This is a genomic window from Streptomyces sp. NPDC002754, from assembly GCF_053592315.1.
In genome coordinates this window covers 67,483-91,983 of record NZ_JBSFVM010000023.1, presented here as the reverse complement: position 1 = coordinate 91,983, position 24,501 = coordinate 67,483, and the positions used below count along the sequence as shown (strand labels likewise).

Genomic DNA, 24,501 nt, shown 5'->3' with positions numbered 1-24,501 from the left:
CGGGACCGTGACGGACAGGTCCTCAAAGGGCTCAGGTTGGTTGTGGGGGTTCTCGACGTGCGTGATCGGGTCGTCAACCGGCGTGGACGCCGTCGAAGTCGACCTGGAGGCGCGAAGGACCGCGCAGGTTCAGATTGCGTTTGTAGCTGACGCCGCCGTCGCGAAGTCGCGGCCGGATCAGGAAGGTGCTGAAGAGTTCGAGGGCGATGGCGACCTCCAGGCGCGCGAGGCCCGCGCCGAGGCAGAAGTGCGCGCCCGCCGAGAAGGCCAAATGGGCGGGGGAGGCGGGGCGTTCGATGTCGAACCGGTCCGGGTCGCGGTACACGTCGGGGTCCCGGTTGGCGGCCCCCAGCAGGAACAGCACCGTGTCGCCGGGCCGGAACTCGGCGTCGCCGAGCGTGCCGTGCCGGCGGGCCACCCGGGTGGTCATCTGCACGGGCGCGTCGTAGCGCAGTACCTCTTCGACGACCGCCGGCGCCAGCGTGGTGTCGGCCCGCAGCCGGTCGAGCTGCCCGGGATGGCGCAGCAGGGCGAGGATCGCGTTGCCGATCAGGTTCACGGTCGTCTCGTGGCCCGCGTTGAGCAGGAGTACGCAGGTCGCCAGGACGTCGTCGTCATCGAGACGGTGCCCGTCCTCCTCGACCTGCAGCAGGTGCGAGACGAGGTCCTGCCTGGGCGCGCTCCGGCGCTCCTCGATCAGGCGCCGGAAGTAGTGGACGAACCCGGCGCGGGCCCGCGCGGCTCCCGGCGTCATCCGTCCGGTGGTGCCCAGCGGCGGATCCAGCGCCGTCGCCAGCTCGGACGACCAGTCCTGCAGGAGCTGGCGATCCTCGAACGGGACGCCCAGCAGCTCGCAGATGACCCGCAGCGGCAGCGCGTAGGCGAGGTCGTCGACGACTTCGAGCGTGCCTGCCTCGGCGGCGGCCCGGAACAGGTCCGTCGCGATCTCACGGATCCACGGCGCCATGCCGTCGACCTTCCGCCGGGTGAACGCGCCGGTCACCAGCCTGCGGTAGCGGGTGTGCTCCGGCGGGTCGAGGTGGAGGAAGTTCCGTGTCCGCGGCCCGCGCGGCGTGGGGGAGAGCGGAGCTCGGTCCCGGGCCGCGCTCATCGTCTGGTCACGGAGCAGAGCCGAGCACTGGTCGTGCCGCCCCACGACGAGGAGTCCGTCGAAGGGCGTATAGGGCGAGCGCCGGCGCAGCTTCTCCAGGGAGGGGTACGGGTCCTCCCGGTTGCCCGGATCGGTCAGGTCGGCGATCTCCTCCGGCAGCGGAGGTCGGCCCGACTGTGCCGAATCCCCATTTCCACCGGTGGTTCCGACCATCACGAATCCATTCTCATCGAAGTCGACGATCGCCGACAGTACCGGTGTGCGGGAAACTCGGGAATATCCTCCACCGGCGTTCAACCGCTGAAATTCCGCAGTTGAACAGAGGGGCCCGCAACTGAACAGTGCGGGCGGCCATTTGACGTCCAATCGGCGACTGGTCAGGATGGCGAACTGAAATGATCCGGAACACCGCTGTGGCCGAGGCTCATTCACCCTCCGAAAGGGAACGGACCGTGTCAATTGCGCTAGTCGGTTCCGGCGGAGATTCCGATGGAGACGTCGTGCTCGAAGAGTTGACATCGGCTCAGCTCGGCATCTGGTACGCACAGCAGATTGCGCCCGATGACACCCCGTACAACATCGCCGAGTGTCTCGAGGTCGACGGAGACGTGGATCCGGACGTCTTCGTCCGCGCCGTGCGGCAGGTGCTGGCCGGAGTCGACGCCTACCGGCTGCGTTTCCGGACGGTGGGCGGGCAGCCGCGGTGCTACGTCGACGTGAGCGCCGATGTCCCCGTCACCGTGGTCGACCTCAGCGCCGAGCCCGACCCGAGGGTCGCAGCGGAACGGTGGATGCGGGCGGAGCTGCGCCGGCCGGTCGATCTCACGGGCCGGGGCCCCTTGTTCGCCTGCGCCGTCCTGTCCCTGGGAGAGGGCCACCTGCTCTGGTACCACCGCGCCCACCACCTGATCATGGACGCGCACAGCGGCGCGTTGATCGCCGGCCGGGTGGCCGCCGCGTACTCCGCGCTGTCGACGGGCGCCGACCCTCTCGAAGCCGAGGCGTTCGAGCCGTTCTCGGCGCTGGTGGAGGCGGACCGGGACTACCGGACGTCCCCGGCCCTCGACGCGGACCGGGCGTTCTGGCTCGACACCCTGGACGGCCTGCAGGACCGGTCCACCCCGGAGGGAGTGGACGGACGGGCGGGATCGGGGAGGCCGGCGCGCTTGAGTGCCGAACTCGACCCGGGGCGCGGCGCCGAACTCCGGGACGCGGCCCGCCGCTTGAGGACGAGCTTCGCCGTCCTCGTCATCGCGGCGGCCGCCGTCCACGAGCACCGGACCACCGGGGCCCGCGACATCGTCCTCGGGGTGTCCGTGCCCGGCCGCGTCGGACGGCGTGAACAGCTCGCCCCGGGCATGACCGCGAACGTCATGCCGGTGCGTCTTGAGGTCACGCCCGACACGACGGTCGCCGAGATCGTCCGGCGCGCCGGACGGGCGGTCGCCCGAGGGCTGCGACACCACCGGTACCGCTACGCGGACATGATCCGGGACCTCCACATCGGCGACGGAGCCGCGCTGTGCGGGCTGATCGTCGATGTCATGAGCTTCGGCTACCCGACGCGATTCGGCGCTGCGGAGGCGACCGTCCGCAACCTCACCCAAGGACCGACCACGGACCGGCGGTTGGCGGTCTACGACCGCTCGCCCCGAGTGCCGATGCAGATCGACGTGGACGTCGACCGCGGCCGGAACGGCCCGAGAGCCGCCGGTGATCTGCTGCGCCGCTTCCGCCGGATCATGGACTGGATGGTGACGGCCGCACCGCAGGACCCGGTCGGCGCCGCGGAGATCCTCGACGAGGACGAGTGGCACCAGGTCGTGCGCGGCTGGAACGACACCGCGGCCGCGGCGCCGCGGGTGACCGTGCCGCAGCTGATCGACGTGCAGGCGGCGCGTACACCGGACGCCCTCGCGATCGTCTCGGCCGACGGCGCCCTGACGTACGCGCAGCTGAACGCCCGCGCCGAACGGCTCGCTCGCCACCTGGCCCGGTCCGGGCTGGGCCCTGAGTCCGTGATTGGGCTCTGCCTGCCGCCCGGCCCGGAGATGATCGCGGCGATCGTGGGCGTCTGGCGGGCGGGCGCCGCCTACCTGCCCATCGACCTCCAACAGCCGGTCGAGCGGACCGCGTTCGAGCTCGCCGACGCCCGAGCCGCCCTGCTCGTGTCCACCGACGAGCTCCTCGGGGACCTGCCGGCCGGACGGCTGCGTACCGTCTCGGTGCACGACCTGCCCGACCCCGGCGCCCCCGCTCCCGCCACCGTGCACGAACCGGGCGCTCTCGCGTACGTCATCTACACCTCGGGCTCGACCGGTACCCCCAAGGGCGTCGCCGTGACGCACCGCTCCCTGGCGAACTACGTGGCAGCGGTGCGCGACCGGCTCGACCTCGACGGCGACGGCGCCCGATATGCGGTGCTGCAACCGCAGGTGACCGACCTCGGATACACGATGGTGCTGTGCTCGCTGGCGTTCGGCGGGGAGCTGCACGTCCTCGACCCCGACACCGTGCTCGATCCGGCCGCGGTCTCCGGCTATCTCACCGACCACCGGATCGACTACCTCAAGGCCGTTCCCTCGCACCTGGCGGCGCTCTCGGCGACGGCGGGCCCCGAGGGTGTGCTGCCGGCGCGCTCCCTGGTGCTCGGCGGCGAGGCGGCGTCGCCGGACTGGCTCCGCACCGTGCTGGAAGCGGCCGGGCAGCGAGGCGTCTTCAACCACTACGGCCCCACCGAGACCACCATCGGAGTCGCCACCACGCGGCTGTCCCTCGCCGACCTCGCGGAAGGCGACGTCCCGCTCGGCGCGCCCATCGACGGCGCACGGTGCTACGTCCTCGACGATTCGCTGCGCCCGGTACCGGTGGGTGTGACCGGCGAGCTGTACGTCGCGGGCGACCCACTGGCACGCGGCTACGTGAACCGGCCCGGACCGACCGCCGAGCGCTTCGTGGCCTGCCCGTTCGAGGCCGGGACACGGATGTACCGGACCGGGGACCGGGCCCGCTGGATCGGCGACGGTCGCCTGGTGTTCGCGGGGCGCGTGGACGACCAGGTCAAGATCCGGGGCTTCCGGATCGAACCCGGCGAGATCGAGGGCGCGCTCGCCACCCATCCCGAAGTGGCCCGGGCGGTCGTCGTCGTACGGCAACAGGGGCCGGACAGCGGGCGGGCCGAGCCCGGCCGGGCGGAGCTGGTCGCCTACGTCGTCCCCCACGACCCGACGGCCGAGGACGGTCTCGTGGACCGGCTGCGGGAGCACCTGGTGGGCCGGCTGCCCGGCCACATGGTCCCCGCCGCGTTCGTCGTGCTCGGCGAACTGCCGCTGACCGGGAACGGGAAGCTGGACCGCAAGGCCCTGCCCGCGCCGGGCCGGGCGCCGGGCGTCGGCCGTGCACCGGTGAGCGCGCAGGAGGAACTCCTCTGCGAGGCGTTCGCCCGCGTGCTCGGCCGGGAAGTGGTCGGACCGGACGAGGACTTCTTCGCTCTCGGAGGCAACTCGCTCCTGGCCGTGGCCCTGGTGGAGGAGCTGCGGACGCGCGGGGTCTCCCTGTCGGTACGCGCCCTGTTCCTCACCCCGACCCCGGCGCGGCTGGCCGTGGTCTCCGGGCCGGAACCGGTGGCGGTGCCGGCGAGGCGGATACTCGAGGGCGCGACCCAAATCACCCCCGACATGCTGCCGCTCGTCGAGCTGGACGAGGCGGAGCTCGCGCGGGTACTGGCCCGGGTCGAGGGCGGGGCGGCCAACGTCGCGGACGTGTACCCCCTGGCGCCCCTGCAGGAAGGCATCTTCTTCCACCATCTGGCACGGGCCGAGGGCGACCCCGACGTCTACCTGCGGTCGGCGGTGCTGGAGTTCGACTCCCGAGAGCGACGCGACGGGTTCTTCGCCGCGCTGCAACAAGTGATGGACCGCCACGACATCTACCGCACCGCGTTCGTCTCGGACGGTCTGCGCGAGCCGGTCCAGGTCGTCGCGCGCCGGGTCGTGCTTCCCGTCGAGCAGGTCGTACGAGACCCCCGCCAGGACCCGGTGGAGCAGTTGCTGGCCGCGGCCGGGTCCTGGATGGAACTGGACCGGGCCCCCTTGCTGAGGGCGCACGTCCTCACCGAACCGGCCGACGGATGCTGGCCGGCCGTGCTGCGCATCCACCACCTGGTGCAGGACCTCACGACGCTGCGGGTCCTCATCGAGGAGATCCGCGCGTTCACGGCGGGTCGGGGCGACCGGCTGCCGGCGCCGCTGCCCTACCGGAACTTCGTGGCTCAGGCGCGCCTCGGCACCCCCGCCGCGGAGCACGAGCGCTACTTCGCCGGCCTGCTCGGTGACGTCGCGGAGACCACGGCTCCCTTCGGACTGCTTGACGTGCACGGCGACGGCGCCGCGGTGCTGCGCGCGGGCGGCCCGGTCGACGACCGGCTCAACGGGCGGATCCGCGACCTGGCGTCGAAGTGCGCGGTGACCCCGGCGACGATCTTCCACCTGGCCTGGGCCCGCGTGCTCGCGGCCGAGTCGGGCAGCGACGACGTCGTCTTCGGCACGGTGCTGGCCGGCCGGATGAACGCGGGCGCCGGCGCCGACCGGGTGCCCGGCCTGTTCCTCAACACCCTGCCGTTGCGCCTGGGCGTCGACGGGCGTGGCGTGGCCGACGCGCTGGCCGGGCTGCGGCGTCAGCTGGCCGAGCTCCTGGAGCACGAGCAGGCTCCGCTGGCCCTGGCGCAGAAGGCCAGTGCCGTGCCACCCCGCAAGCCGCTGTTCACCTCCATCGTCAACTACCGGCGCGACCCGTCCGCCGACGAGTCCGACCTCGGCCTCGAAGGAGTCAGGCTGCGCTCCGCCAAGGAGCGCACCAACTACCCGGTGACACTGATCATTCGGGACACCGGATCCGCCTTCGACGTCACCGTCGACGCGCTGGCCCCCGCCGACGCCACCCGGATCTGCGCACTGCTGACCACCTGTCTGGACAACCTGGTCACGGCCCTGGCCGACGCCCCCGCCACCCCGTTCGTCGCCGTGGACGTCCTCGCCCCCGCCGAACGCCGCCAACTCCTCGACGAGTTGAACCGGACCGCCGCGCCGGTCGCGGACGGGCCGGCATCGGTCCTGTCGGTGCCGGGGCTGTTCGCCGCGCAGGCGGCACGCACTCCGGAGCACGTCGCCCTGGTCTGCTCGGACGGCGAGATCAGTTACCGCGAGCTGCAGGCACGCTCCACTCGGCTGGCCCGCCAGCTGCGCGAACTCGGCGTCGGACCCGAGTCGGTGGTGGGCCTGTGCCTGCCGCGCGGCATCGAGATGGTGACCGCGATCCTCGCCGTGTGGGAGGCCGGGGGCGCCTACCTGCCCCTGGACCCGGCCCAACCAGTGGCCAGAACCGCCTACATGCTCACCGACAGCCGGGCATCGGTGGTGCTCGGTACCACCGAGGTCCTCGACGACATGCCGGCCACCGGCAGGGCCCGCATGGTCGCCCTGGACGACCCGGCGGTCGTGGCGGCGCTGGAGGCGCAGCCCACGACGGCTCTCGACATCGGCACGCAGCCAGGCTGCCCGGCGTACGTGATCTACACCTCCGGATCCACCGGGCGGCCGAAGGGCGTCGTGGTCACCCACGGGAACCTGGCCAACTACGTGCTCCACGCGCCGCGGCGCGTCGGATTCGGATCCGTCGGCGCCCGGTACGCGCTGCTGCAGCCCGCCGTGACGGACCTGGGGAACACCGTGATGTTCGCCAGCCTGACCACCGGCGGTGAGCTGCATGTGCTGGACGCCGAGGCGGCGACCGACCCGGTCGCGGTCGCCGGGTATCTGGCCAGGCACGGGATCGACTTCGTGAAGGTGGTGCCCTCGCATCTGGCGGCGCTGGGCGCCACCGGCGACCTGAGCTGGCTCCTGCCGCGGTGCGCGCTGGTGCTGGGCGGCGAGGCGGCCGCTCCCAGTTGGGTCGAGCAACTGCTCAAGGCGGCCGGGGACCTGCCGGTGTTCAATCACTACGGCCCCACGGAGGCCACGATCGGCGTCGTGACGGCACGGCTCGACCGAGCCCCCGTGATCGCCGGCACGGTTCCGATCGGGACGCCGGTCGCCAACACGGCGGTGCACGTGCTCGACGACGCCCTGCGGCCGGTGCCCACCGGGGTGGCGGGGGAGCTGTACGTGGCCGGGGCGCAGGTGGCACGCGGTTACGCGGGCCGGCCCGGCCTGACCGCCGAACGTTTCGTGGCCAGCCCGTTCGACGACGGCACGCGGATGTACCGCACCGGGGACCGCGCCCGCTGGTCCGACGGCGGATACCTGGAGTACCTCGGGCGGGCGGACGAACAGGTCAATATTCGCGGGTTCCGGGTGGAACCCGGCGAGATCCAGGCCGTACTGGCGCGGCACCCCGCCGTGACGCAGGCAGCGGTGATCGCCCGCGACGATGCGCGGGGGGACAAGCGCCTGGCCGCGTACGTCGTGCTGGAGGACCGCAGCGCCGACAGTGCTCTCACCGAGGCGGTACGGAAGTTCGCCCAGGAGAAGCTGCCCCGGCACATGGTGCCCGACGCGGTGGTGGCGCTGGCCGCCCTCCCGCTGACGGGCAACGGAAAGCTCGATCGCGGTGCGCTGCCGGAGCCGGACCCGGCGGCGGCCGCGGGCGGCGGACCGCAACCGGCCAACGCGCGGGAGGAGGCCTTGTGCGCGGCGTTCGCTGAGATCCTCGGCATCCCCGGGGTCGGCGTGCAGGACGACTTCTTCGTCCTCGGTGGGCACTCGCTGCTCGCGACCCAACTGGTCAGTCGGGTGCGCGTGGTGCTCGGTGAGGAACTCCCGATCCACGAGCTGTTCGACAAGCCCACCCCCGGCGCCCTCGCCGCCTGGCTGGCGACGCGGGCCGACGACCAGAAGCAGACCAGGCCGCGGCTGCGGCCCATGCGCGCGGTGGGCGTCCGGGACACCGCTGATCCCACGTCTCATGGGCTGACTTCATGGGACTCTTCGACAAGCTGACCGGAACCGTGCGTAGCTGGAGGCCCTTGTTCAACGTGCGGTGCGCAGGCATCGTCGACGCCCATCGGCAGACGGCGGCCCGCCGACCTGGCCTTCACCTGCGTGCACGTCGTCTCCGCCGCGCTCGGTCTGCCTGCCGGGGCGCCGCTGCCCGACGCCGCCGAGGTCACCGTCGATCTGCCGCTGGCCGGAGCGTCCTCCGCGTCCCGCGTGCGTGCCCGGGTCGTGCACTGGGAGCCCGCGCAGGAGTCGGGGGCGGGCGACATCGCTCTACGGGAACTCGTGACGGTACTGCGGGACGCGCGGCCGGTGCGGCTCGTCGAGGCATCCGACATGTGGGGGCATCCGGCGCGTGCCTTCGGTTTCCCCGCCGGGCGGCGCGGGGGCGCCTGGCACTCCGCGGTGCCGCGCGACCGGCAGGCAGGCGGTTGGGTGCAGGCGGACCTCGCCGCGGACGGCCGCTATCGGGTGACCGGCGGATTCAGCGGCGGCCCCGTGTGGGACGAGCAACTCGGCGGGGTGGTCGGCATGATCACTGTGGCCGAAGCGGGGGGAGCCGCCGGCCCACGGCAGGTCGACGGAGAGCGAGGAACTGGCCGCACACGTCGTGCGGGAGCAGCGCACCTGCCTGGTCGGCCCGTCGGGATGCGGCAAGTCGTCGCTCGCCCTGGCCGGGGCGGCCTCCTTGCTGCGCGCCGAGGGTTTCGCCGTCGCGGTGCTGCGGCCCGCGTCGCGCAGCGGCCCTGCCGCCGCGCTCGTCGCCGCCCTGATCCCGCTGCTCGAACCGGAGACGAGCGAATCGGAACGGCTCACGCTGCTTTCGCAGTTCGGCAGCATGCTGACCGGGGGCGGGCTTCCGGACCTCGTCGCCCAGATCCTCCGCCGCCGAACTGGCCGAGCTGGTCCTCACCGGGCGCCCACCCGGCCCCAGGGCCCTCGTTGCGGCGCGGGCTCTACGCGCTCGGGCCGCTCGGCGCCGATGGACTGCGGGAGATCGTCACGGCCCCCGCCGCCGCGATCCCCGGCGTCGACTACGAGTCCGGCCTCGTCGATGTTCTTCTCACGGACACCGGTGATGCCGCGGGCGCCCTGCCCCTGCTCGGCTTCACCCTCGACCAACCGTGGCGGGGGCAGACTGGCCCCGTTATGCGAAGCGTCGACACCAGCGGCCGCCGGGTCGCGGTCGCGGAGGACGGCTCAAGCGTGAGCGCGTACCCGCGCCTCGGTGTCGTCGACGGTGAGCCCACGCAGATCCTCGCCAGAGGCAGGCACAGGGCCGAGGATATTCGTCTGTACGCCGCTGGGGAGAGGCGCCGTATGCCGGCATCACTCAGAAAGAGCCGTACCCGACGTCGGGTGTGCCAGCGTCCAGGCTGTACGCGTTCGGTCGCCGGCAGTTGCTCGGTGGACTCACGGCCGGGTTCGGCCGGTGACCGGCTGGGGTGGCAGGGAATGCCTATTCCTCGACCTGCTCCGGGTCGATCGGAATCTCGCGTGCCGTGTTCTCGGCGCGCTCCTCGGCGATCAACTGTCGCGCCACGGTGCCGCAGCAGCGGTCGTACTGGTTCTGCCAGTCCGTCATGAACGTGTCGTAGCTGGACTGGCCGACCAGCTTCAGGTTCGACTCGTCGTTGTGCCAGATGCCGTTGCTCGTCCAGTTCGAGGAGCCGACGAATATGAGTCTGGCGTTGGTCGCACCCGCGTAACCGCCGCTGACCATCATGTACTTGTCGTGCGTGTAGTGCAGGGCGTTGCCGTTCGCGTCGGTGCCGCGGGAGGTGTCGTGCACGTCGATGTTCGGCCGGTCCTTCAGGTAGTTCTGCACGCTGCCATCAACCTGGCCGGCGGTGAAGAGTATGTGTATCTTGACGCCGGTCTTTGCCAGGCTCACCAGCTTCTTCGGCAGTTCCAGATAGTTCCGGTCGCCCGGCTTCCCGTGAGAGGTCCACTGGAACATGGCGATGTTGATCGTGGCCGGCGCCTTGATGTTGTTCAGGAAGTCGACCCAGGTGTCGCTTCTGGAGCGTGCCTTGGGCCACTGGTAGGAGGGCGGCGACAGCGTCGTTCTGGCGGCCGTGCCGCCGCTGGAGTTGTAGTAGTCGGGCACCAGCGGGCCCGGGCCGCCCTGTGCCCCCTTGGCCATGGCTGTGAAGTAGCGGAGGTAGGAGTTGTACAGGTCGACGTTGCCCTTGACAGTGGCGCCACTGTTCCAAGCAGTTTTGGCCTGGGCGGAAGTGGGGTTGGCACTGGTGACGGTCACCGTCCTGTTCGCGTCGCTCCCGCCGCTGAGCATGTAGTACTTGGCGTGCAGGGCGGAGCCGGAGTAGTGGGTCAGGCAGCCACCCGGGCACAGCGCGGCGAAGCTGGAGGCGCGCGGGTCGTTGCCCAACTCGGTGACCATCGACTGCCAGGTCGCGTTGTCGCTGTGAGAGTCCATCAGCGCCTTGACGATGACGCCGCGCTGGTGCGCGGCTATCAGGGCGCCTGCGAAGTCCGGTCCCGGCTGCGTGCTGCCTATCGAGTACATGGCGACGCGTATGGTCTGCCCGCAACTGGCGCTGTTGATCGATTCGATGATCGGGCCCATGACGTTCATCCGAGCGTCGGCGTCCTCCGGGTCGTTGAAGCTCGGGCCCGGTCTTGAGGTGAACGTCCGAGACTCGCAAGTGAGCGGAGCCTTGGCCTTCTTGACCGCCGCGTGCGCCGTTGTCGGCGCCAGCGCGGTGACGGCCAGCGCGGTGATCAACGTGAGTGTTCGCTTCATGGGTGGGCCCTTCGCTGGGGTGTTGGCGATGACGAGTCGGGGTGGTGGTGTGCTCGGTGTTTCGGTGTGGCGGGATCACCCGTCATCCGGCCGGGTCAACTGGCCGTATCACCCGTCCAGTTGGCGGCGTTCGCTGTGGCGACGCGGATGTGCGGCGGAGGCGGGGTGGGAGGGCGTATGCGCTTGGCCATGCGTTGAGCTCCTGCAGAAGACAGAGGTGTCCGGCCGGCATCCCGCGTCGATGAGGTGCCGGTCCGTTGGTGTTTGCCCGAAGCTGTTCCGGGCGTGACCCGCTGTTCGGCAAACAGGAGACTCGCGAAGGCGTTCGAGGGTTGCACGAGAAAGCAGGGGAGCGGCCGTGACGCTGCGCACGTTGAGCCAGAGGGCGGGCCAGTCGTCACGGGTGTTCGGTGCGCTGCTGGTGGGTCGGCCGGCTCGGGTGTCGTATCCGAGGGCGTCGGCCTTGAGGTCCCCCGTTTTGGTCTTCTCCCGTCATGATCCATAAGATCCGCCGATGATCATCAGACAACGGCTGGCGGCGGGCCTGTGCGCCCTGATCGCCGCCCTCGCCGTCGGCGGCCTGCCGCAGGCCCAGGCGTACGCCGATGGAGCCGACGAGAAACCGGCGCCTCAGGTCGAACTCGTCCTGGACGCAAGCGGATCCATGCGCGCCCGCGACATCGACGGCGGCTCCAGGATGGCCGCGGCGAAGCAGGCGTTCAACGATGTGCTCGACGCGACACCCGACGAGGTGGAGCTCGGGATCAGGACGCTCGGGGCCAACTACCCTGGAGACGACCGGAAGGCGGGCTGCAAGGACACCGAGCGGCTCTACCCGGTCGGTCCGTTGGACCGTACCGAGGCCAAGACGGCCGTGGCCACGCTGCAGCCCACCGGGTGGACGCCGATCGGTCCCGCCCTGCTCAAGGGTGCCGACGACTTCACCTCCGGCGCCGGCGCCAAGCGCATCGTCCTGATCAGTGACGGCGAGGACACCTGTCAGCCGCTCGACCCGTGCGAGGTGGCCCGTGAGATAGCCGCCAAGGGCATCGGCCTGACCATCGACACGCTCGGGCTTGTCGCCGACGCGAAGACGCGTGAGCAGCTGTCCTGCATCGCGGACGCGACCGGCGGTACCTACACCGCCGTGCACCACAAGGATCAACTCTCGGACAAGGTCGGCCAGTTGGTCGACCGGGCTGCCGATCCGGTGGTCACGCCGGTGGCTGTCGACGGCGCCGCGCAGTGCGCCGACGCGCCGCAGCTCAAGCCCGGCCTCTACACCGACCGCGAGAGGTTCGGTGAGCACCGCTTCTACCGCGTCGACGTCGAACCGGGACAGGAGCTGCGCGCCTCGGTGAGCGTCGCGGCCGACCGGGCGGTCAATCAGGACTACGGCGTGCTGCTGCGCGCACTGACCACACACGGCCGGGAGATCGTGCGCGGGCAGGAGGCGGGTGACGGCCGCACCGACGCCCTCTCGACAGGCCTGCGTTACCCGAAGGCCGAGCAGGACGACGACACGGATGAGACGCAGGCGGAGACGGTCTGCCTCCAGGTCTCGAATTCCTTCTCCGCGCCTGCCTCGGTGAAGACGGCACCCGGCCTGCCGGTCGAGCTGACGGTCGACCTGGTGGACGGCCCGAACCAGGCATCCGACGTGGCCGCGTTCGGGCTGGGCGACGGCTGGTGGCTGCTGGCCGCCCTGGTCGTGGTCGGCTTCCTCGCAGGTGTGATCTGGGGCTGGCTCTCGCGCTGGCGTGTCGCTGTCTGGAGGACGAACTGATGCAATACGTAACGCTGTTGGGGCGTACGAGACAACTGGCCGGCGGTCTCCTGGGTGCCGCTACCGCACTGCTGGCGCTGGCCGGACCTGTCGCCGCGGACGAGGGTGACGGTGCCGCGCAGAAGGCGCCGAAGGAGGCGGGCACGTCGTTCCGTACGGCGGCGCAGATGCAGCAGGACCAGAAGGCGACGGCGAACGCGTCGACGGGCGACTATCTGTACTGGTCGTTCCCGGCCGACACCGGCGAGCGCCCGACGGTGAAGGCGACCGTCGAGCTGCCCGAGTCGCAGGCCCGGCACGGCGCGCAGACCTGGCGCATCGACGTGTACGACGGACTGCGACGCCGCCAGCCCTGCCAGTACGGAATGCAGACACGTGCAGTCGAGGCCGCGGCGAACCGCGTGGAGCTCGCCTGCACGGTGCGTACGGTGCGGGCCTCGGCGGACGCCTGGAGCAATGACCCACTGCCCGGCACCTACTACGTCCGCCTCACCACGACCTCGCTCGACGACGCCGACCTGGGTCAGCCGGTGACGGCGTCGGTGGAGGCCCACTCGAAGGACATCGGCGGCGCGGCGGCGGTCGACGGCAGCCTGTCCACCCCGCTGGTCCCGGGCACGACCAACTCCGCCGAGCAGGCCGCTCCGGTGGACGGCTGGGCCTCGGCCTGGTGGACGAGCCGCTGGCTGTGGACGGCGGCGGGCGCGGTGCTCGCGGCGCTGGCGGGCATCGGAGGTTACGCGCTGACACGAGGAGGAGGCAGGGGCCGCCCGGCGGGAGTCTGACCGTGTGAGTGCCGATGATCCGTCCGTCCGGCCAGGTCAGGGCCTGATGGCCTTTCGGGTCCGCGCGCAGGAGTGGCTCGGTTCGGAGCCCGCCCGACCGGCGTGCGCCGGTCGGAAAGGATCGTGCCCCCTACCCCCTACCCCCTACCCCCTACCCGGCCGGTAGGGGGTAGGGGGTAGGGGGCACGATGCGGCGATCAGAGGGAGCCGTTGATGCTGATCTGGTGCGGCTGCGCGAGGGCGCCCTGTGCCTGGGAGGCGGCACCGAGCGCGGTGCCCTGCGCCAGGGCCAACAGGTCGGCGGTGCCGACTGTCTTGTCGTCGACGGTGACACTGCCCTCGGGGCTCAGGCCGCCGGAGATGCCGTCCAGGTCGGCGTCGGAGATCTCGAGGGCCTGAATCTGGTGAGCGGAGTTCATGGGGAAGTCCTTCGCACGGGGAGTTCAACGGGGGAGTGGCGCGGGCGATCACACCACACAGCGCGCCGATCGGCCAACCAACAGCCCACCGCACGTGGGTAGTTGCCTGAACCGAGGTGACCTTCATGTGGACGCGCGCACGAAACCGGGGCAGTTCCTCCACCTTGCTCGCCGCACGGTGCGCCCCCATGCCTTGCCACCGGCGCATTAGGGGCGACAATTCCCTACCAGCGGTACGACGGGTCCAGCGATTGCGCACGCGCTGTGCAAGTTCCGGCCAGTGCGAGTGACGGGGTGCGGGGTGGCGCCTGCTGGTCCTCACGGCCGGACACTACTGTCGGAGCCATGACTGACAATGCGCTGCGCTCCGTGTCCATCGAACGTGCCGGCCCGGGCCGGTTCACGGCGACCAACGTCCGCGGGGGCACGCTGACCTTCGGCACCGGCTCGGACGCGGACTTCACTCCGGTCGAGCTCTTGCTCGCCGCGCTAGGGGGTTGCACCGCGGTCGACGTGGAGGTCGCCACGACCCGGCATGCCGAGGCGACCGCGTTCACCGTCACGGCATCCGGCGACAAGGTCGAGGGCGGCAACCGGATGACTGACCTCGCGGTCACTTTCCACGTCACGTTCCCCGACGGACCGGAGGGGGACCGATCCCGCGCGATCCTGCCGCGGGCCGTCAAGAGCTCACACGACCGCCTGTGCACGGTGAGCCGCACCGTGGAGGCGGGCACACCGGTCACCGCGACCGTGTCGCCGGGTGCCTGACCCCGGCTCCCACGTGCCGACGTCGGGTAGTACACGGCCACCACCAGCACTCGATCGGCGAGCGGCAACGACCACGGCCGACCCCGCATAGTGCCGTTCAACGTCTCCACCCACACACGTTCAGCCCTCAACACCCCAGCCGCGCACCGGAGATGCCCAGTTCGCAGCCTGCCAGTTCTTGACCTGGGTGATGTCGGGACAGCTGTCGGGCTCAACTGATGGACGAACAGGTCTGGTTGTCCGTGCCGCCCGGGCACCGGCTCGCCGCCCGCGACTCCGTTGCCGTGCCGGAGCTGCGCGACGAACCGTTTGTGATCTCCCGGCCCGGCCACTGGCAGCGCCGCCTGCTCGACCTGCTCTTCAACCGCCACAGCCTCAGCCCGCGGATCGTCTGCGAGGGCGACGAACCGGCCGCCACCGCCATGCTGGTCAGCGCCGGTATCGGCCTCACCCTGATCCCGGCGGTGGCCCGCACCGCGAACGTCAGCGCGCCGATCGCCTGCGTCGCCGTCGATGACCCCGGCTGTCGCCGCACCCTCACGCTGCACCGGGTCGCCGACAGCCGGCAGTCGACGGCCACCCGGCTGCTGCACCACACGCTCACCACCTGGCCGTGGGGCGCGAGCCCACAAACCTGAACCTCCCGCGCCCCTGGAACCGGCTCGGCTTTTACCGGCTGATCTGACGTGGTGTCGCCAGTGCGAGGAGTTTGTCCGGGTTGCGGATGGCGTAGAAGTTGGTGATCTTCTCGTCGACGACGTCGGCCAGGAAGACACCCGCCAAGTGGTCGCCGCTGTGGGCGACAAGCGCGGTCGTGTTGCTGCAGTTGGCCATCTCGATACGCGTGTCCGGCAACCGCCCCGCGCGGAACAGTTCCAGGACGAGCGCGGCCACCTTCTCCGCGCCCACCACCGGCCGGCGCGCCGCGATCACCTTGCCGCCGCCGTCGGCGGTCCACGTGACGTCCGGCGCGAGCAGCGAGAGCAGCCCCTCCATGTCGCCCGTGGTCGCCGCGGCCATGAACCGCTCGGTGATCCGCGCGGTCCTGGCCGAACCCGCGGGCTCCAAGCGCCTGCGCCGCGCTCGCACGTGTTCACGGGCACGGTGCGCCACCTGGCGCACCGTCACGACCGACTTGCCCACCGCATCCGCGATCTCGTCGTAGCCGAAGCCGAACACCTCGCGCAGAACGAACACCGCGCGCTCGTCGGGAGTGAGCGTTTCGAGCACCACCAGCATCGCCATCGACACCGACTCGGTGAGCAACACGTCCGCCGATGCGTCGTCCTCGCTGAGCAGCAGCGGCTCCGGCAGCCACACACCGACGTAGTCCTCGCGGCGGCGTGCACCGGCCCGCAAAGCATTGAGTGCCTGACGGGTCACCAGCCGTGCAAGGTACGACTTGGTGTCACGGACCGTCGCCAGGTCCACGTCCGCCCACCGGAGATAGCTGTCCTGCAGCACGTCGTCGGATTCGGTCGCCGAACCGAGGATCTCGTAGGCGATCGTGAACAGCAGCGGCCGCAGTACGGTGAACCGCTCGACATGCTCGCCGGTGGTCACCGGGCCGTCGCCACCTGCGCGAGCCGCGGTCCCGGCTTGTACCACGCGATGGTGCCCGGGTTGCGGGCTTCCATGCCGAGGCCCATCACCGTCAGACGGCACTGCTCCTCCTTCATCTGGGCGCCCTCCCGCCCGTCGAAGTGGGTGCCCAGGGGAGTGTCGTCCGCGCCAACGACCTGCTTTATCCCGGCGTGCCGACCCAGGCTGATGAGCACCCCCCTGAAACCTTGGTCGATCACCGCAGGAGCGGTTCCCGCGATGCGGCTCAGCACGGCGTCGGCGGCCTGCACTCCGAGCGGTATCGCGGCCTGGCAGCTCATCCGCAGCGGCTGCCCCGACGGTGAACCGGCGTCGCCCGCCGCGACGATACGGTCGTCATCGACGCTGAGGAGCGTTTCGTCGGTGAGCAGCCGCCCGAGCGCGTCGACGCGCAACCCGCTGGCCGCCGCCAAGCCCGGCACACCGAAACCGGCCGTCCAGACGGTGAGCGCGCTCTGCCGTACCGCTCCCTCACTGAAGACGACCGCGTCCCGCCGTACCTCAGTGACCGCGGTCCCCTCCAGCACTGTGACGCCGTGCTCGGACAACCACGTCGCGACGGACCGGCGGCCAGGAGCGCTCAGCGCTGGGGCCAGGGTCCGACCGCAGACCAGGGTGACCGTGCGCCCCTGGTCGGCGAGCTCCGCGGCGGTCTCGATGCCGGTCAACCCGCCGCCGACCACGGTGACCACGGCATCCGCAGGCAGCTCCGCCAGCCTGACACGCAGCCGCTCGGCGGACTCGAGGCCGGCGAGCGAGTGGGCGAATTCGGCCGCGCCCGGCACAGCGGAGGGGACCGCGCCGGTGCTGCCGACCGCGTAGATGACGTAGTCGTAATCCAGCGCGGGGCCCGACGCCAGCTCCACCGTGCGGGAGGCGGTGTCGATACGGGTGGCGTTGTCGACCACCAACTCGATGCCCTCGCCGAGCAGCGTGCCGTAGTCGACCGAGGCGTCGTCATTGCCGGCCACGAACTGGTGCAGCCGGATCCGTTCGACGAACTTCGGGCGGGAATTGACCAGGGTGATGTCGACGTCGTCGCGCAGCCGGAGGTGGTTGGCCGCGGCCGTTCCCGCGTACCCGCCGCCGATGACCACGACCTTGTGGGGTGTGTTGTGTTCGATCATGCCCTCAAGACACCGGGGATCTCGGCGGTGTGACATGACGTGGTGCACGTCACACCCTGACCCCTTCCGCGTCGGCAGCGCTTGCTTGTGGCCCACCGTCCAGGTTGCCGCGACCGGACGCAATGGAGCGCCGACGTCTCCGGATCCGACCCGGCACCCTGGTGCCGGGCACTCGAAGTCCGTCGGTGTACCACGTCTAAGCGAAGATCCCTCCGGAAGGGGTGCCACGCATTCCTAGGTGCGGGCGACATGCTCGTGGTTCCCTCGCTCGACCGCTACGGCCGCAGGCTCCGGGACTTCATGCACATGGTCGCCGAGCTACGCGCAAACCTGCACACCGCTACCCCCGGCAGACGTCTCGCCTTCCATGTCTTCACGGCGCTCGCCGAGTTCACCCCCGGATCAAGGGCCTCTCGGCTGAGCGTTGTTGCTCGATACCACGCACGTCGTAGAATACGTACACAATGCCAATCCGAAGACCGGTCAAGTCTTCATGGGCGAGTCGAAAAGAGTGCGCGCCGCGTTCCCTGGGAGATCCCGTGAACAGCATCAACCCCACATGGTCCGAGCGCGAGTTGCCTGCCTTCTTCAAGCAATGGCGCACCGATTGGAAAAACGAGGAACTCGGTCCGGACAACTACATCGACTTCGAGGGCGGCCTGCGGTTCGTTCTGGCCGCCGCCTGGATGTTCTGCCCTGAAACGGTCGAGTACCGCGGCTGTGTATTCCTCAAGGACCGTTTCCATCAGAACACCGTCGACGACTGGTTCTCGAAGCTCGGCGACGATCGGAAGCGTATCGAATCTGTCGTCAACCACGTTGAGTTGTGGGACACGTTCAACAACACCCCGCTGACGGATGACGATCAGTTCGGGGAGGAATTGCCTCAACTGGCGTCGGCCCTAGGGGAATGCTGGCAGGGAATTCTGTCCACGCGCTACTCGGACCGCGAGGTCACCGTCGACGTCAGTGACGAGGAGGACGGTTCCTACGGGCCGACCGTGACCTTCTGGACCTCTCCGGCAGGGTCCGCCTCCGGGTAGCCCAAGCGGTAGGGCCCTGCGCCCCCGAACCCACTACGACTTCACGCAGGACGACACGATCGAGACGCCGCTCGTCGTCGTACGGATCGGCGACACGGTCCTCGCGGGCGTACAGCCGGAGCTGACCGCTCGTACGGGGCCGGCCGTCAAGAACGCCTCGCCGCACCCCGCAAGTGCGTCGTCACCAGGGTGAACGGCACCACCAAGTACCTTGCCGAGAAGGGTGGTTACGACCGGATCAACTTTGCGGCCATGAACTCCCGGTTCGGCAGGGGTGCGGCTCGTCGAAAGGCTGTCCCGCAATGCATCAGCGTTCACAGATTACTCATTCGCCGGTCTGTCCGTCGATGAGTTCGCGCGCGATGTCGAGGTGCCCGACGTGGCGGGCGTACTCCTGGAGCAGGTGGAAGAGGATCCGTCCGAGGGAAGGTGCTTGCTCGGGCGTCTTGAAGCGACCTCCGAGGAGAGCCTTGTCGGTGAACAAGGCATCCGCTGTGAGGGAGTTCGCCATGGTCACCTCTGCTTCGTATGCGGCGATGACCTGGGCGACGGACGTGTCGGGCGCGACCCTCCACTCCTCAGCGTCTCCGCCGTAGGGGTAAGCGACAACGTCCTGGGCGCCGAACCCCCAGCGCATCCATCGGCGTTCGACCCAGCCAAGATGCTGGACCAAGCCGATCGGCGACCAGCCCAGCCGTTCGACAGGCGCACGTAGCTGGCCGTCGGACAAGCCGGCGAGCTTTCGCATCAGGGCCTGGCGGTACCAGTTCAGATAGCCAAGGAGGAGCTCATGGGCGTCGGAGACGTCCACGGCCGGTCCGTCGAGAAGCGCGGGAGCGTTTTCCGAGGGCTGCTGCATCCAGTGAACGTAGCGCGGGCGCGAAGTCGAGCGCACGCCCCTGACATGATCTGGGTGTGGCTGGTGTGATCACGGCATCAGAGCCGTCCTGGACAGCTCCGTTCGCCGGGTAGCAGACCGGATCATCAACCACCTCGGCCCACTCCTCGCACTCCATCCGCGCCAGCGATTCGCGAAGGACACCGTGCTCATCGTGGACGGCACCCTGGTGCCCACCCGCGACCGCTCGATTGCCGAGCAGTCGAAGAACTATCGCTACTCCAGAGCCCACCAGGTCGTCTTCGACGCCGACACCCACCTGGTCGTCGTAGTCGGCCGGGAGCTGCCCGGCAACCGTCACGACTCCCGAGGATGGGAGGAATCCGGCGCCAAGGACGCCGTCGGCACGACCATTACCATCGCGGACGGCGTCCACCACGCCATGCTCGGTACCGCTCGTCTGCACAGTCTCGCCCTCACCGGATAGGCGGCGGGCGCACCCAGCGGCTACCTGTTGATCGCACGGATCTCCAACATCATTGCGGGACATCCTTGAGCTGCTGCACACGGTGTGACGGCGGCCGGTTTCCGGGTGCGGCTACCAGGCGTCCTGGGTCGCGAAGTACCGCTTCCAGAAGTCGGTTTTGCGCTCCGATGCCACGCGCGTCGGGCCGTAGTGCTCGCCGATCTCCATCACGGTGGGGGAGGAGGGGCTGTGGGCGGCCCACTTGGGCAGCCCGGGGCCGTTCGGATCGCCGGTGGCGATGTAGTTCGCCAGGTAGGAGGAGAGGGTGTCGGCGATCTCGCGGTCCTGGTCGGTCCAGGCGTGCGGATTGCCGGCCGTGTCCGGGTAGAGGCTGCCGAAGAAGTAGACGATCTCGGAGCCGTGGTAGGCGCCGCGGATGTCGTGGTCGGCGCCGGGCGGGCGGTGTGTCCAGAAGTAGGTGTACACCGGCTTGTGGGCACCCTTGGCCCACTCCTGGCCCCAAAGGTACGTGGAGACACGGGAGTTGTCGCGTACCGCGTCGTTGCTGGCCAGGGCGGCCTCGTCGTCGGTGCTCGCGGGGTAGAGCGTGAGGAACTCGTCGGCCATCGCGTCGAACTTCCGGCGCGCGGCGCTCACATAGTCGTCCAGGGTGACGTGGACGGGCGGTGCGCCGGGGCGGTCCGGATAGCCGCTCTCGCGCCAGGAGGCGAAGGCGGTCTCGGGCACGGCGCCGCTCTCGTCGAGGTTGTTGCCGGCCAGGTACCAGACGTCGTTCTGCGCGCGGGCGTCGTACGTGGCCTGGTATCCGGCAGGCAGCACCCAGCCGTCGACGACGGGGCGGAACAGGGGTGGTTTCGCCACGGTCTTGGTGTCAACCGATTCGTCCTTGAGGGAGGCGCCGTCCGTGAAGTCCTTCCAGGGCAGGGCCCGTAGCTCCGCAAGGGTGCTCGCGCCCTTCGTCTCGCCGTACGCGGGTCCCTGCTGCAGCGCGGTGTCCATCTCACGCAGGGACACCCCGAGGTAGCGCAGTTCGGGGTCGCGCGGGTGGCGCACCTGGCTCTCGGCGACGGAGCGGGAGAAGAGCCCGGTGGCGAGCGGGGACATCGACAGCATGTCCGTGGAGCCTGCCCCGGCCGACTGGCCGCCCACGGTGACGCGGCGCGGGTCCCCGCCGAACGCGGCGATGTTGTGCCGCACCCACTTCAGGGCGGCGATTTGGTCGAGCAGTCCGTAGTTGCCTGACACACCCTGGCGGGACTCGGCGTTCAGCTCGGGGGTGGCGAGGAAACCGAGCGCGCCCAGACGGTAGTTGACCGTCACGACGACGACCCCCTTGCCCGCGAGGACGGAGCCGTCGAAGCTCGGGTCCGAGCCGGTGCCCGCGGAGAAGCCGCCGCCGTAGAGCCATACGTAGACCGGACGGCGCTGCGACGAACTCCCCGCTCCGGTCCAGACGTTGAGGTTGAGGCAGTCCTCGCTCATGGTGAGGGTGGTCGACGCCTGCGGGGGTGCGTCGCCGAAGGTGTCGGCCTTGCGTACGCCCTTCCAGGACGCGGCGGGCCGGGGCGGCCGCCACCGGTTCCTGCCCGCGGTGGAGGCGGCGTAGGGGATCCCCTTGAACACGGTCACGCCGGGCACCGCGGCGGGCACGCCGGAGACGAGGCCGGATTCGGTCCGTACGGGCCGGTCCGCAGACGGCTCTGCCGCCGACGAGGAAGGAGCCGCGACCAGGTCGAGGAGGACGGCTCCCGCGGCGACACCGACGGTCCTGCCGAGGAAGCCACGTCGGTGGATCAACGAGCCTGTGGGCAGGGGAGGTTGGCCTTCTGACGATGTCATGCGGATCTCCTGATCGATGTGCGGAGGGGGTGCTCGGGGCGGGCCCTGTCGCCGTGCGGAGGAACGGGTGTGTCGGCGTCGCCTCAGCCCGTCACCGGCGGGAAGAACGCGGTACGGGTGAGGAAGTCCTTGATCAGCCGGCGCCAGACGAACCACTCGTGGCCGCCGTTGACGAAGTCCGCTGTCACGCCCACGCCCTTGGCGGCGAGGGTGGACACCACGCGGGCGTGGTAGGAGTGGCCGGCCCCGTGCACGCCGCTGGGTGTGATGCTCGGTTCCTGCCAGCCACCACCGACGAAGACACCTGCCTTCTTGATCGCCGCCGTCCGGGCGTCGCTGATGTCGGAGGCGTCCGGGACGGTGAAGGGTGCGATGACACCGGGGCTGAGGACGCCGTAGTAGCCGAATTGGCCGGTGTGCCGGAACAGCAGCGACATCGCGACCGAGCCGCCGAAGCCCTGTCCGCCGACGGCCCGTTCGGAGGGGGAGGTGGAGACGTGGTACCGCGACTCGACGTAGGGGATGACATGGTCGATGACGTTCGCGTCGAACGCCGGATATCCGGTGGCGTCGTCCGTCTCGCCGAGCGAGTTGGGCATCACGACCACCATCGGCCGGATCTGCCCGGTGGTGATGAGGCGGTCGAGAATGTTGCTCACCGCGCCCTGGGTACTCCAGTCGGTCTCGTTGTCACCTCCGCTGAACAGATAGACCGTCGGGTACGGCTTCGAGCGGTGCGCGTCATAGCCGGGTGGTGTGTAGACGGCCAGGCGGTTGGTGCCCGAGGGGATGATCGGGCTGTCCGTCGGATACGCGACGTCGGCCAGCCTGCCGCGGTCTCCCTCGGCGGGAGCCTGCCAGCCGTCGTCGACCGTCCCGAACCGGGGATCCGAGGGAACGTAGACCTGGCTGAGCGCCTGAACCGAGCCGGTGGCCTTGCCGCCGTGCGTGTTCCACGGCGGGTTGGCCGGGTCGGACACCTGGGTGCAGCCGGTCTGGGTGGAGCTGGAACAGTCCACGTAGAAGCCGTAGTTGAAGGTGCCGGACGGCAGCGGGACCGTGTACGACCACACACCGGTGCGGGAGTCCTTGGTCATGGTGGCCACTGGCCAGTTGGCCGCTGGCCAGTTGGGGGAGCCGATGGGGATGTCACCCGGTTCCCACTGTGCGGGCGGCAGCCCTGGTGTGGCGATGGTGGTGTCCTTGTCACCGGCCAGGGCGGAGAGCTTGTACGGGTTGGCGAAGTACCACTCGCCCTTGATCTGGACGCGGTTGGCGTCGGCGGCTCTGAACCGGAACGTGACGGTGTAGCCCGTGGGACCGCTGCCGGTGTGGACGACCTGCGGGGCGAGAGCGCGTACGGCCCCGGCGCTCTCGCTCGGCTGAGCCGCGCCGGCGCCGGCGCTCGTAGTGAGGACCAGTACCGCGGCCAGGACCGCGAGGGGGGCGCGGAACGCTGCCGCTGCGCGGCGTGTGGGGGAGAAGGACACGGCGAGGGGACCCCCGGAGGGTGGTCGGTGGGTGGCCAGAGGTTGGGGACCCTGGGGCAGTCATGGCGAACGCCGTGAACGTAACGCGCGACAAAATCGTGAGCAATATGTTCGACAGAACTTCTTGGCCGTGACGGCCTCAAAGTGTTCAACAACCCTGCACGGAGAGGGCTTTAGGTTCCTGTGAAAAGTGCCTGATGTACGGCAACTTCCTTGTAGGTGCGCCTCGACGGCGTTACGTTCCCGGCTGTTGTTGTAGAACAATAGCCGGGCTGCGGGCGCTCCTGTGCCGCGACGCGGTGAAGGGTGTTGACACCTGTCGCGCCCGCATCAGAAGTGGTGCGAGCGTGACAGGTGTGAGAGGAGGGAGGGGGCCGCCGGCAGGGCGGCAGGAGGTTCCCGTCGGGTCAGGTGTCGCTCTTGAGGCGGTCGCCGACGGCGAAGTGGTTGGGTTCGGTCTGCTGGACCGCCACTCGGACGCTCTCCAGGGGCGCGTCCAGGGTGCGGGACACGGTCCGGGCAACCTCCCGGACGCACTCTTCGATCTTCTCGTCCTCGCGTCCCCGGACCAGGGTGATCTGGACGATGGGCATCGTCTCTCCTCGTTGTCTTCGGTGCGGTTGCGGTACGCGCTCAGGCCTGCTGCCGGTAGCCGAACTCGCGGGAGACCTCCTTGGCGGCGGCGGTGAGCGCGGCGACCATCTCGGGTGGCGGAGGGTCGGGCAGGTAGTGGATGGAGGCGACGATGGCGAGGGTGCCGGTGATCACCCCGGTCGGCAGGAACAGGGGCGCGGCCACGCAGTTGACGCCGCGATAGGTCTCCTCCGGGGCCGCGGCCCAGCCGTGCCGACGCACCTGCTCCACCTGCCGCCACAGCTCGTCGTGGTCCAGGACTGTGCTCGGCGTACGCTGCTCGTCCAGCAGCCCGGACCACTCCCGCAGCTGCTCCTCCGAGGCGTAGGCCAGTGCCGTCTTGCCCTGCGCGCTGCTGTTGTAGCCGAACTGGGTGCCGCGGCTGAGTACCACGTCGATCGGGGAGCCACCGGGCAGTACTTCGGTCACCGTGACGCCCTGGTCGGTGAGTTGGGAGAGCACGACGGTCTGCGAGACCTGGTCTCGCAGCCGTCGCATCACCGGCCGGGCCAGCGAGACGAGTTGGGCACGGTCCTCGATGTGCCGGCCGAGGAGTACCAGCCGCCAGCCGGGCTCGTAGCGGCGGGTTTCGGGGTCCTGGGAGAGGAAGCCGGACTGCCGAAGGCTGGTCACATGCCGGTGCACCCGGGCCTTGGGCAGTCCCAGGGCGGTGGCCAGCTCGGTGACTCCCCAGGAGCCGTTGCCCTGGAGCACCTTCTCCAGAAGGAGCAGCGGCAGCGTGGTGGGCGAGGGCGCCTCGGCGGGTGCCTGTTCTCCGCTCAACTCGATGATTTCCCTGTCTCTCACGACC

Annotated in this window: 17 protein-coding genes and 4 pseudogenes; 11 read left to right on the top strand and 10 right to left on the bottom strand. The window is 70.1% G+C overall.

The window, feature by feature from the left end; genetic code table 11:
• Positions 1-73: 73 nt before the first annotated feature.
• Positions 74-1,324 carry a cytochrome P450 gene (locus ACWD2L_RS31335; protein WP_351341067.1) on the bottom strand — a complete coding sequence of 417 codons (1,251 nt, stop codon included), beginning with the start codon at positions 1,322-1,324 and terminating at the stop codon, positions 74-76.
• 287 nt (positions 1,325-1,611) lie between these two features.
• Between ACWD2L_RS31335 and ACWD2L_RS31330 the strand changes: the two genes are divergently transcribed.
• The 4 genes and pseudogenes from ACWD2L_RS31330 to ACWD2L_RS31315 form a co-directional block, all read left to right on the top strand.
• A complete protein-coding gene (locus tag ACWD2L_RS31330; RefSeq protein ID WP_351341055.1) occupies positions 1,612-8,106 on the top strand; it encodes an amino acid adenylation domain-containing protein in 6,495 nt (2,164 codons plus the stop codon).
• A 102-nt stretch (positions 8,107-8,208) separates the two neighbouring features.
• Positions 8,209-8,577: pseudogene (locus tag ACWD2L_RS31325) on the top strand (hypothetical protein); the annotation flags it as partial.
• Positions 8,578-8,713: 136 nt separating this feature from the next.
• Positions 8,714-8,839 (top strand): annotated as a pseudogene (locus tag ACWD2L_RS31320) (hypothetical protein); the annotation flags it as partial.
• Positions 8,840-9,045: 206 nt separating this feature from the next.
• Positions 9,046-9,189 (top strand): annotated as a pseudogene (locus ACWD2L_RS31315) (hypothetical protein); the annotation flags it as partial.
• A 373-nt stretch (positions 9,190-9,562) separates the two neighbouring features.
• Here ACWD2L_RS31315 and ACWD2L_RS31310 read toward each other — a convergent pair.
• Entirely contained in the window at positions 9,563-10,870 is a 1,308-nt protein-coding gene (locus ACWD2L_RS31310; RefSeq protein WP_351341058.1) for a phospholipase D-like domain-containing protein, read from the bottom strand.
• A gap of 514 nt (positions 10,871-11,384) precedes the next feature.
• On the opposite strand from ACWD2L_RS31310, the gene ACWD2L_RS31305 reads away from it, so the two are divergent.
• On the top strand, positions 11,385-12,656 hold the full coding sequence (locus ACWD2L_RS31305) for a VWA domain-containing protein (RefSeq protein WP_351341061.1): 1,272 nt from the start codon (positions 11,385-11,387) through the stop codon (positions 12,654-12,656).
• Complete coding sequence (locus ACWD2L_RS31300; protein WP_351341064.1) at positions 12,656-13,441, top strand: hypothetical protein; 786 nt, start codon at positions 12,656-12,658, stop codon at positions 13,439-13,441. Before ACWD2L_RS31305 ends, ACWD2L_RS31300 begins: the two co-directional genes overlap by 1 nt.
• A gap of 197 nt (positions 13,442-13,638) precedes the next feature.
• Here the strand turns inward: ACWD2L_RS31300 and ACWD2L_RS31295 are convergent, their stop codons facing one another.
• On the bottom strand, positions 13,639-13,860 hold the full coding sequence (locus ACWD2L_RS31295; protein ID WP_351335815.1) for a hypothetical protein: 222 nt from the start codon (positions 13,858-13,860) through the stop codon (positions 13,639-13,641).
• Between the two features lie 345 nt (positions 13,861-14,205).
• Here ACWD2L_RS31295 and ACWD2L_RS31290 point away from each other — a divergent pair, with 345 nt between their 5' ends.
• The gene (locus ACWD2L_RS31290; protein ID WP_351335812.1) at positions 14,206-14,631 is read left to right on the top strand and encodes an OsmC family protein; all 426 of its coding nucleotides are present in this window, start codon (positions 14,206-14,208) and stop codon (positions 14,629-14,631) included.
• Between the two features lie 218 nt (positions 14,632-14,849).
• Complete coding sequence (locus ACWD2L_RS31285; RefSeq protein WP_351335809.1) at positions 14,850-15,269, top strand: LysR substrate-binding domain-containing protein; 420 nt, start codon at positions 14,850-14,852, stop codon at positions 15,267-15,269.
• Positions 15,270-15,300: 31 nt separating this feature from the next.
• On the opposite strand, the gene sigJ is transcribed toward ACWD2L_RS31285, so the two are convergent.
• Positions 15,301-16,194 carry an RNA polymerase sigma factor SigJ gene (gene sigJ, locus ACWD2L_RS31280; RefSeq protein ID WP_351335806.1) on the bottom strand — a complete coding sequence of 298 codons (894 nt, stop codon included), beginning with the start codon at positions 16,192-16,194 and terminating at the stop codon, positions 15,301-15,303.
• Entirely contained in the window at positions 16,191-17,360 is a 1,170-nt protein-coding gene (locus tag ACWD2L_RS31275) for an NAD(P)/FAD-dependent oxidoreductase (RefSeq protein WP_351335803.1), read from the bottom strand. Before ACWD2L_RS31275 ends, sigJ begins: the two co-directional genes overlap by 4 nt.
• Positions 17,361-17,447: 87 nt before the next feature.
• On the opposite strand from ACWD2L_RS31275, the gene ACWD2L_RS31270 reads away from it, so the two are divergent.
• A complete protein-coding gene (locus ACWD2L_RS31270; protein ID WP_351335800.1) occupies positions 17,448-17,903 on the top strand; it encodes a recombinase family protein in 456 nt (151 codons plus the stop codon).
• On the top strand, positions 17,900-18,403 hold the full coding sequence (locus ACWD2L_RS31265; protein WP_351335797.1) for a hypothetical protein: 504 nt from the start codon (positions 17,900-17,902) through the stop codon (positions 18,401-18,403). Before ACWD2L_RS31270 ends, ACWD2L_RS31265 begins: the two co-directional genes overlap by 4 nt.
• 325 nt (positions 18,404-18,728) lie before the next feature.
• On the opposite strand, the gene ACWD2L_RS31260 is transcribed toward ACWD2L_RS31265, so the two are convergent.
• A complete protein-coding gene (locus tag ACWD2L_RS31260; RefSeq protein WP_351335794.1) occupies positions 18,729-19,262 on the bottom strand; it encodes a DinB family protein in 534 nt (177 codons plus the stop codon).
• A 103-nt stretch (positions 19,263-19,365) separates the two neighbouring features.
• On the opposite strand from ACWD2L_RS31260, the pseudogene ACWD2L_RS31255 reads away from it, so the two are divergent.
• A pseudogene (locus ACWD2L_RS31255) lies at positions 19,366-19,728 on the top strand (transposase); the annotation flags it as partial.
• 111 nt (positions 19,729-19,839) lie between these two features.
• On the opposite strand, the gene ACWD2L_RS31250 reads toward ACWD2L_RS31255, so the two are convergent.
• The 4 genes from ACWD2L_RS31250 to ACWD2L_RS31235 form a co-directional block, all read right to left on the bottom strand.
• Positions 19,840-21,567 carry a carboxylesterase/lipase family protein gene (locus tag ACWD2L_RS31250; RefSeq protein ID WP_351335791.1) on the bottom strand — a complete coding sequence of 576 codons (1,728 nt, stop codon included), beginning with the start codon at positions 21,565-21,567 and terminating at the stop codon, positions 19,840-19,842.
• Positions 21,568-21,650: 83 nt separating this feature from the next.
• A complete protein-coding gene (locus tag ACWD2L_RS31245; RefSeq protein ID WP_351335788.1) occupies positions 21,651-23,057 on the bottom strand; it encodes an alpha/beta hydrolase-fold protein in 1,407 nt (468 codons plus the stop codon).
• Positions 23,058-23,464: 407 nt separating this feature from the next.
• The gene (locus ACWD2L_RS31240) at positions 23,465-23,650 is read right to left on the bottom strand and encodes a tautomerase family protein (protein ID WP_351335785.1); all 186 of its coding nucleotides are present in this window, start codon (positions 23,648-23,650) and stop codon (positions 23,465-23,467) included.
• 40 nt (positions 23,651-23,690) lie between these two features.
• Positions 23,691-24,497: an IclR family transcriptional regulator gene (locus tag ACWD2L_RS31235; protein ID WP_351335782.1), complete on the bottom strand. Its 807-nt coding sequence runs from the start codon at positions 24,495-24,497 to the stop codon at positions 23,691-23,693.
• Positions 24,498-24,501 lie beyond the last annotated feature (4 nt).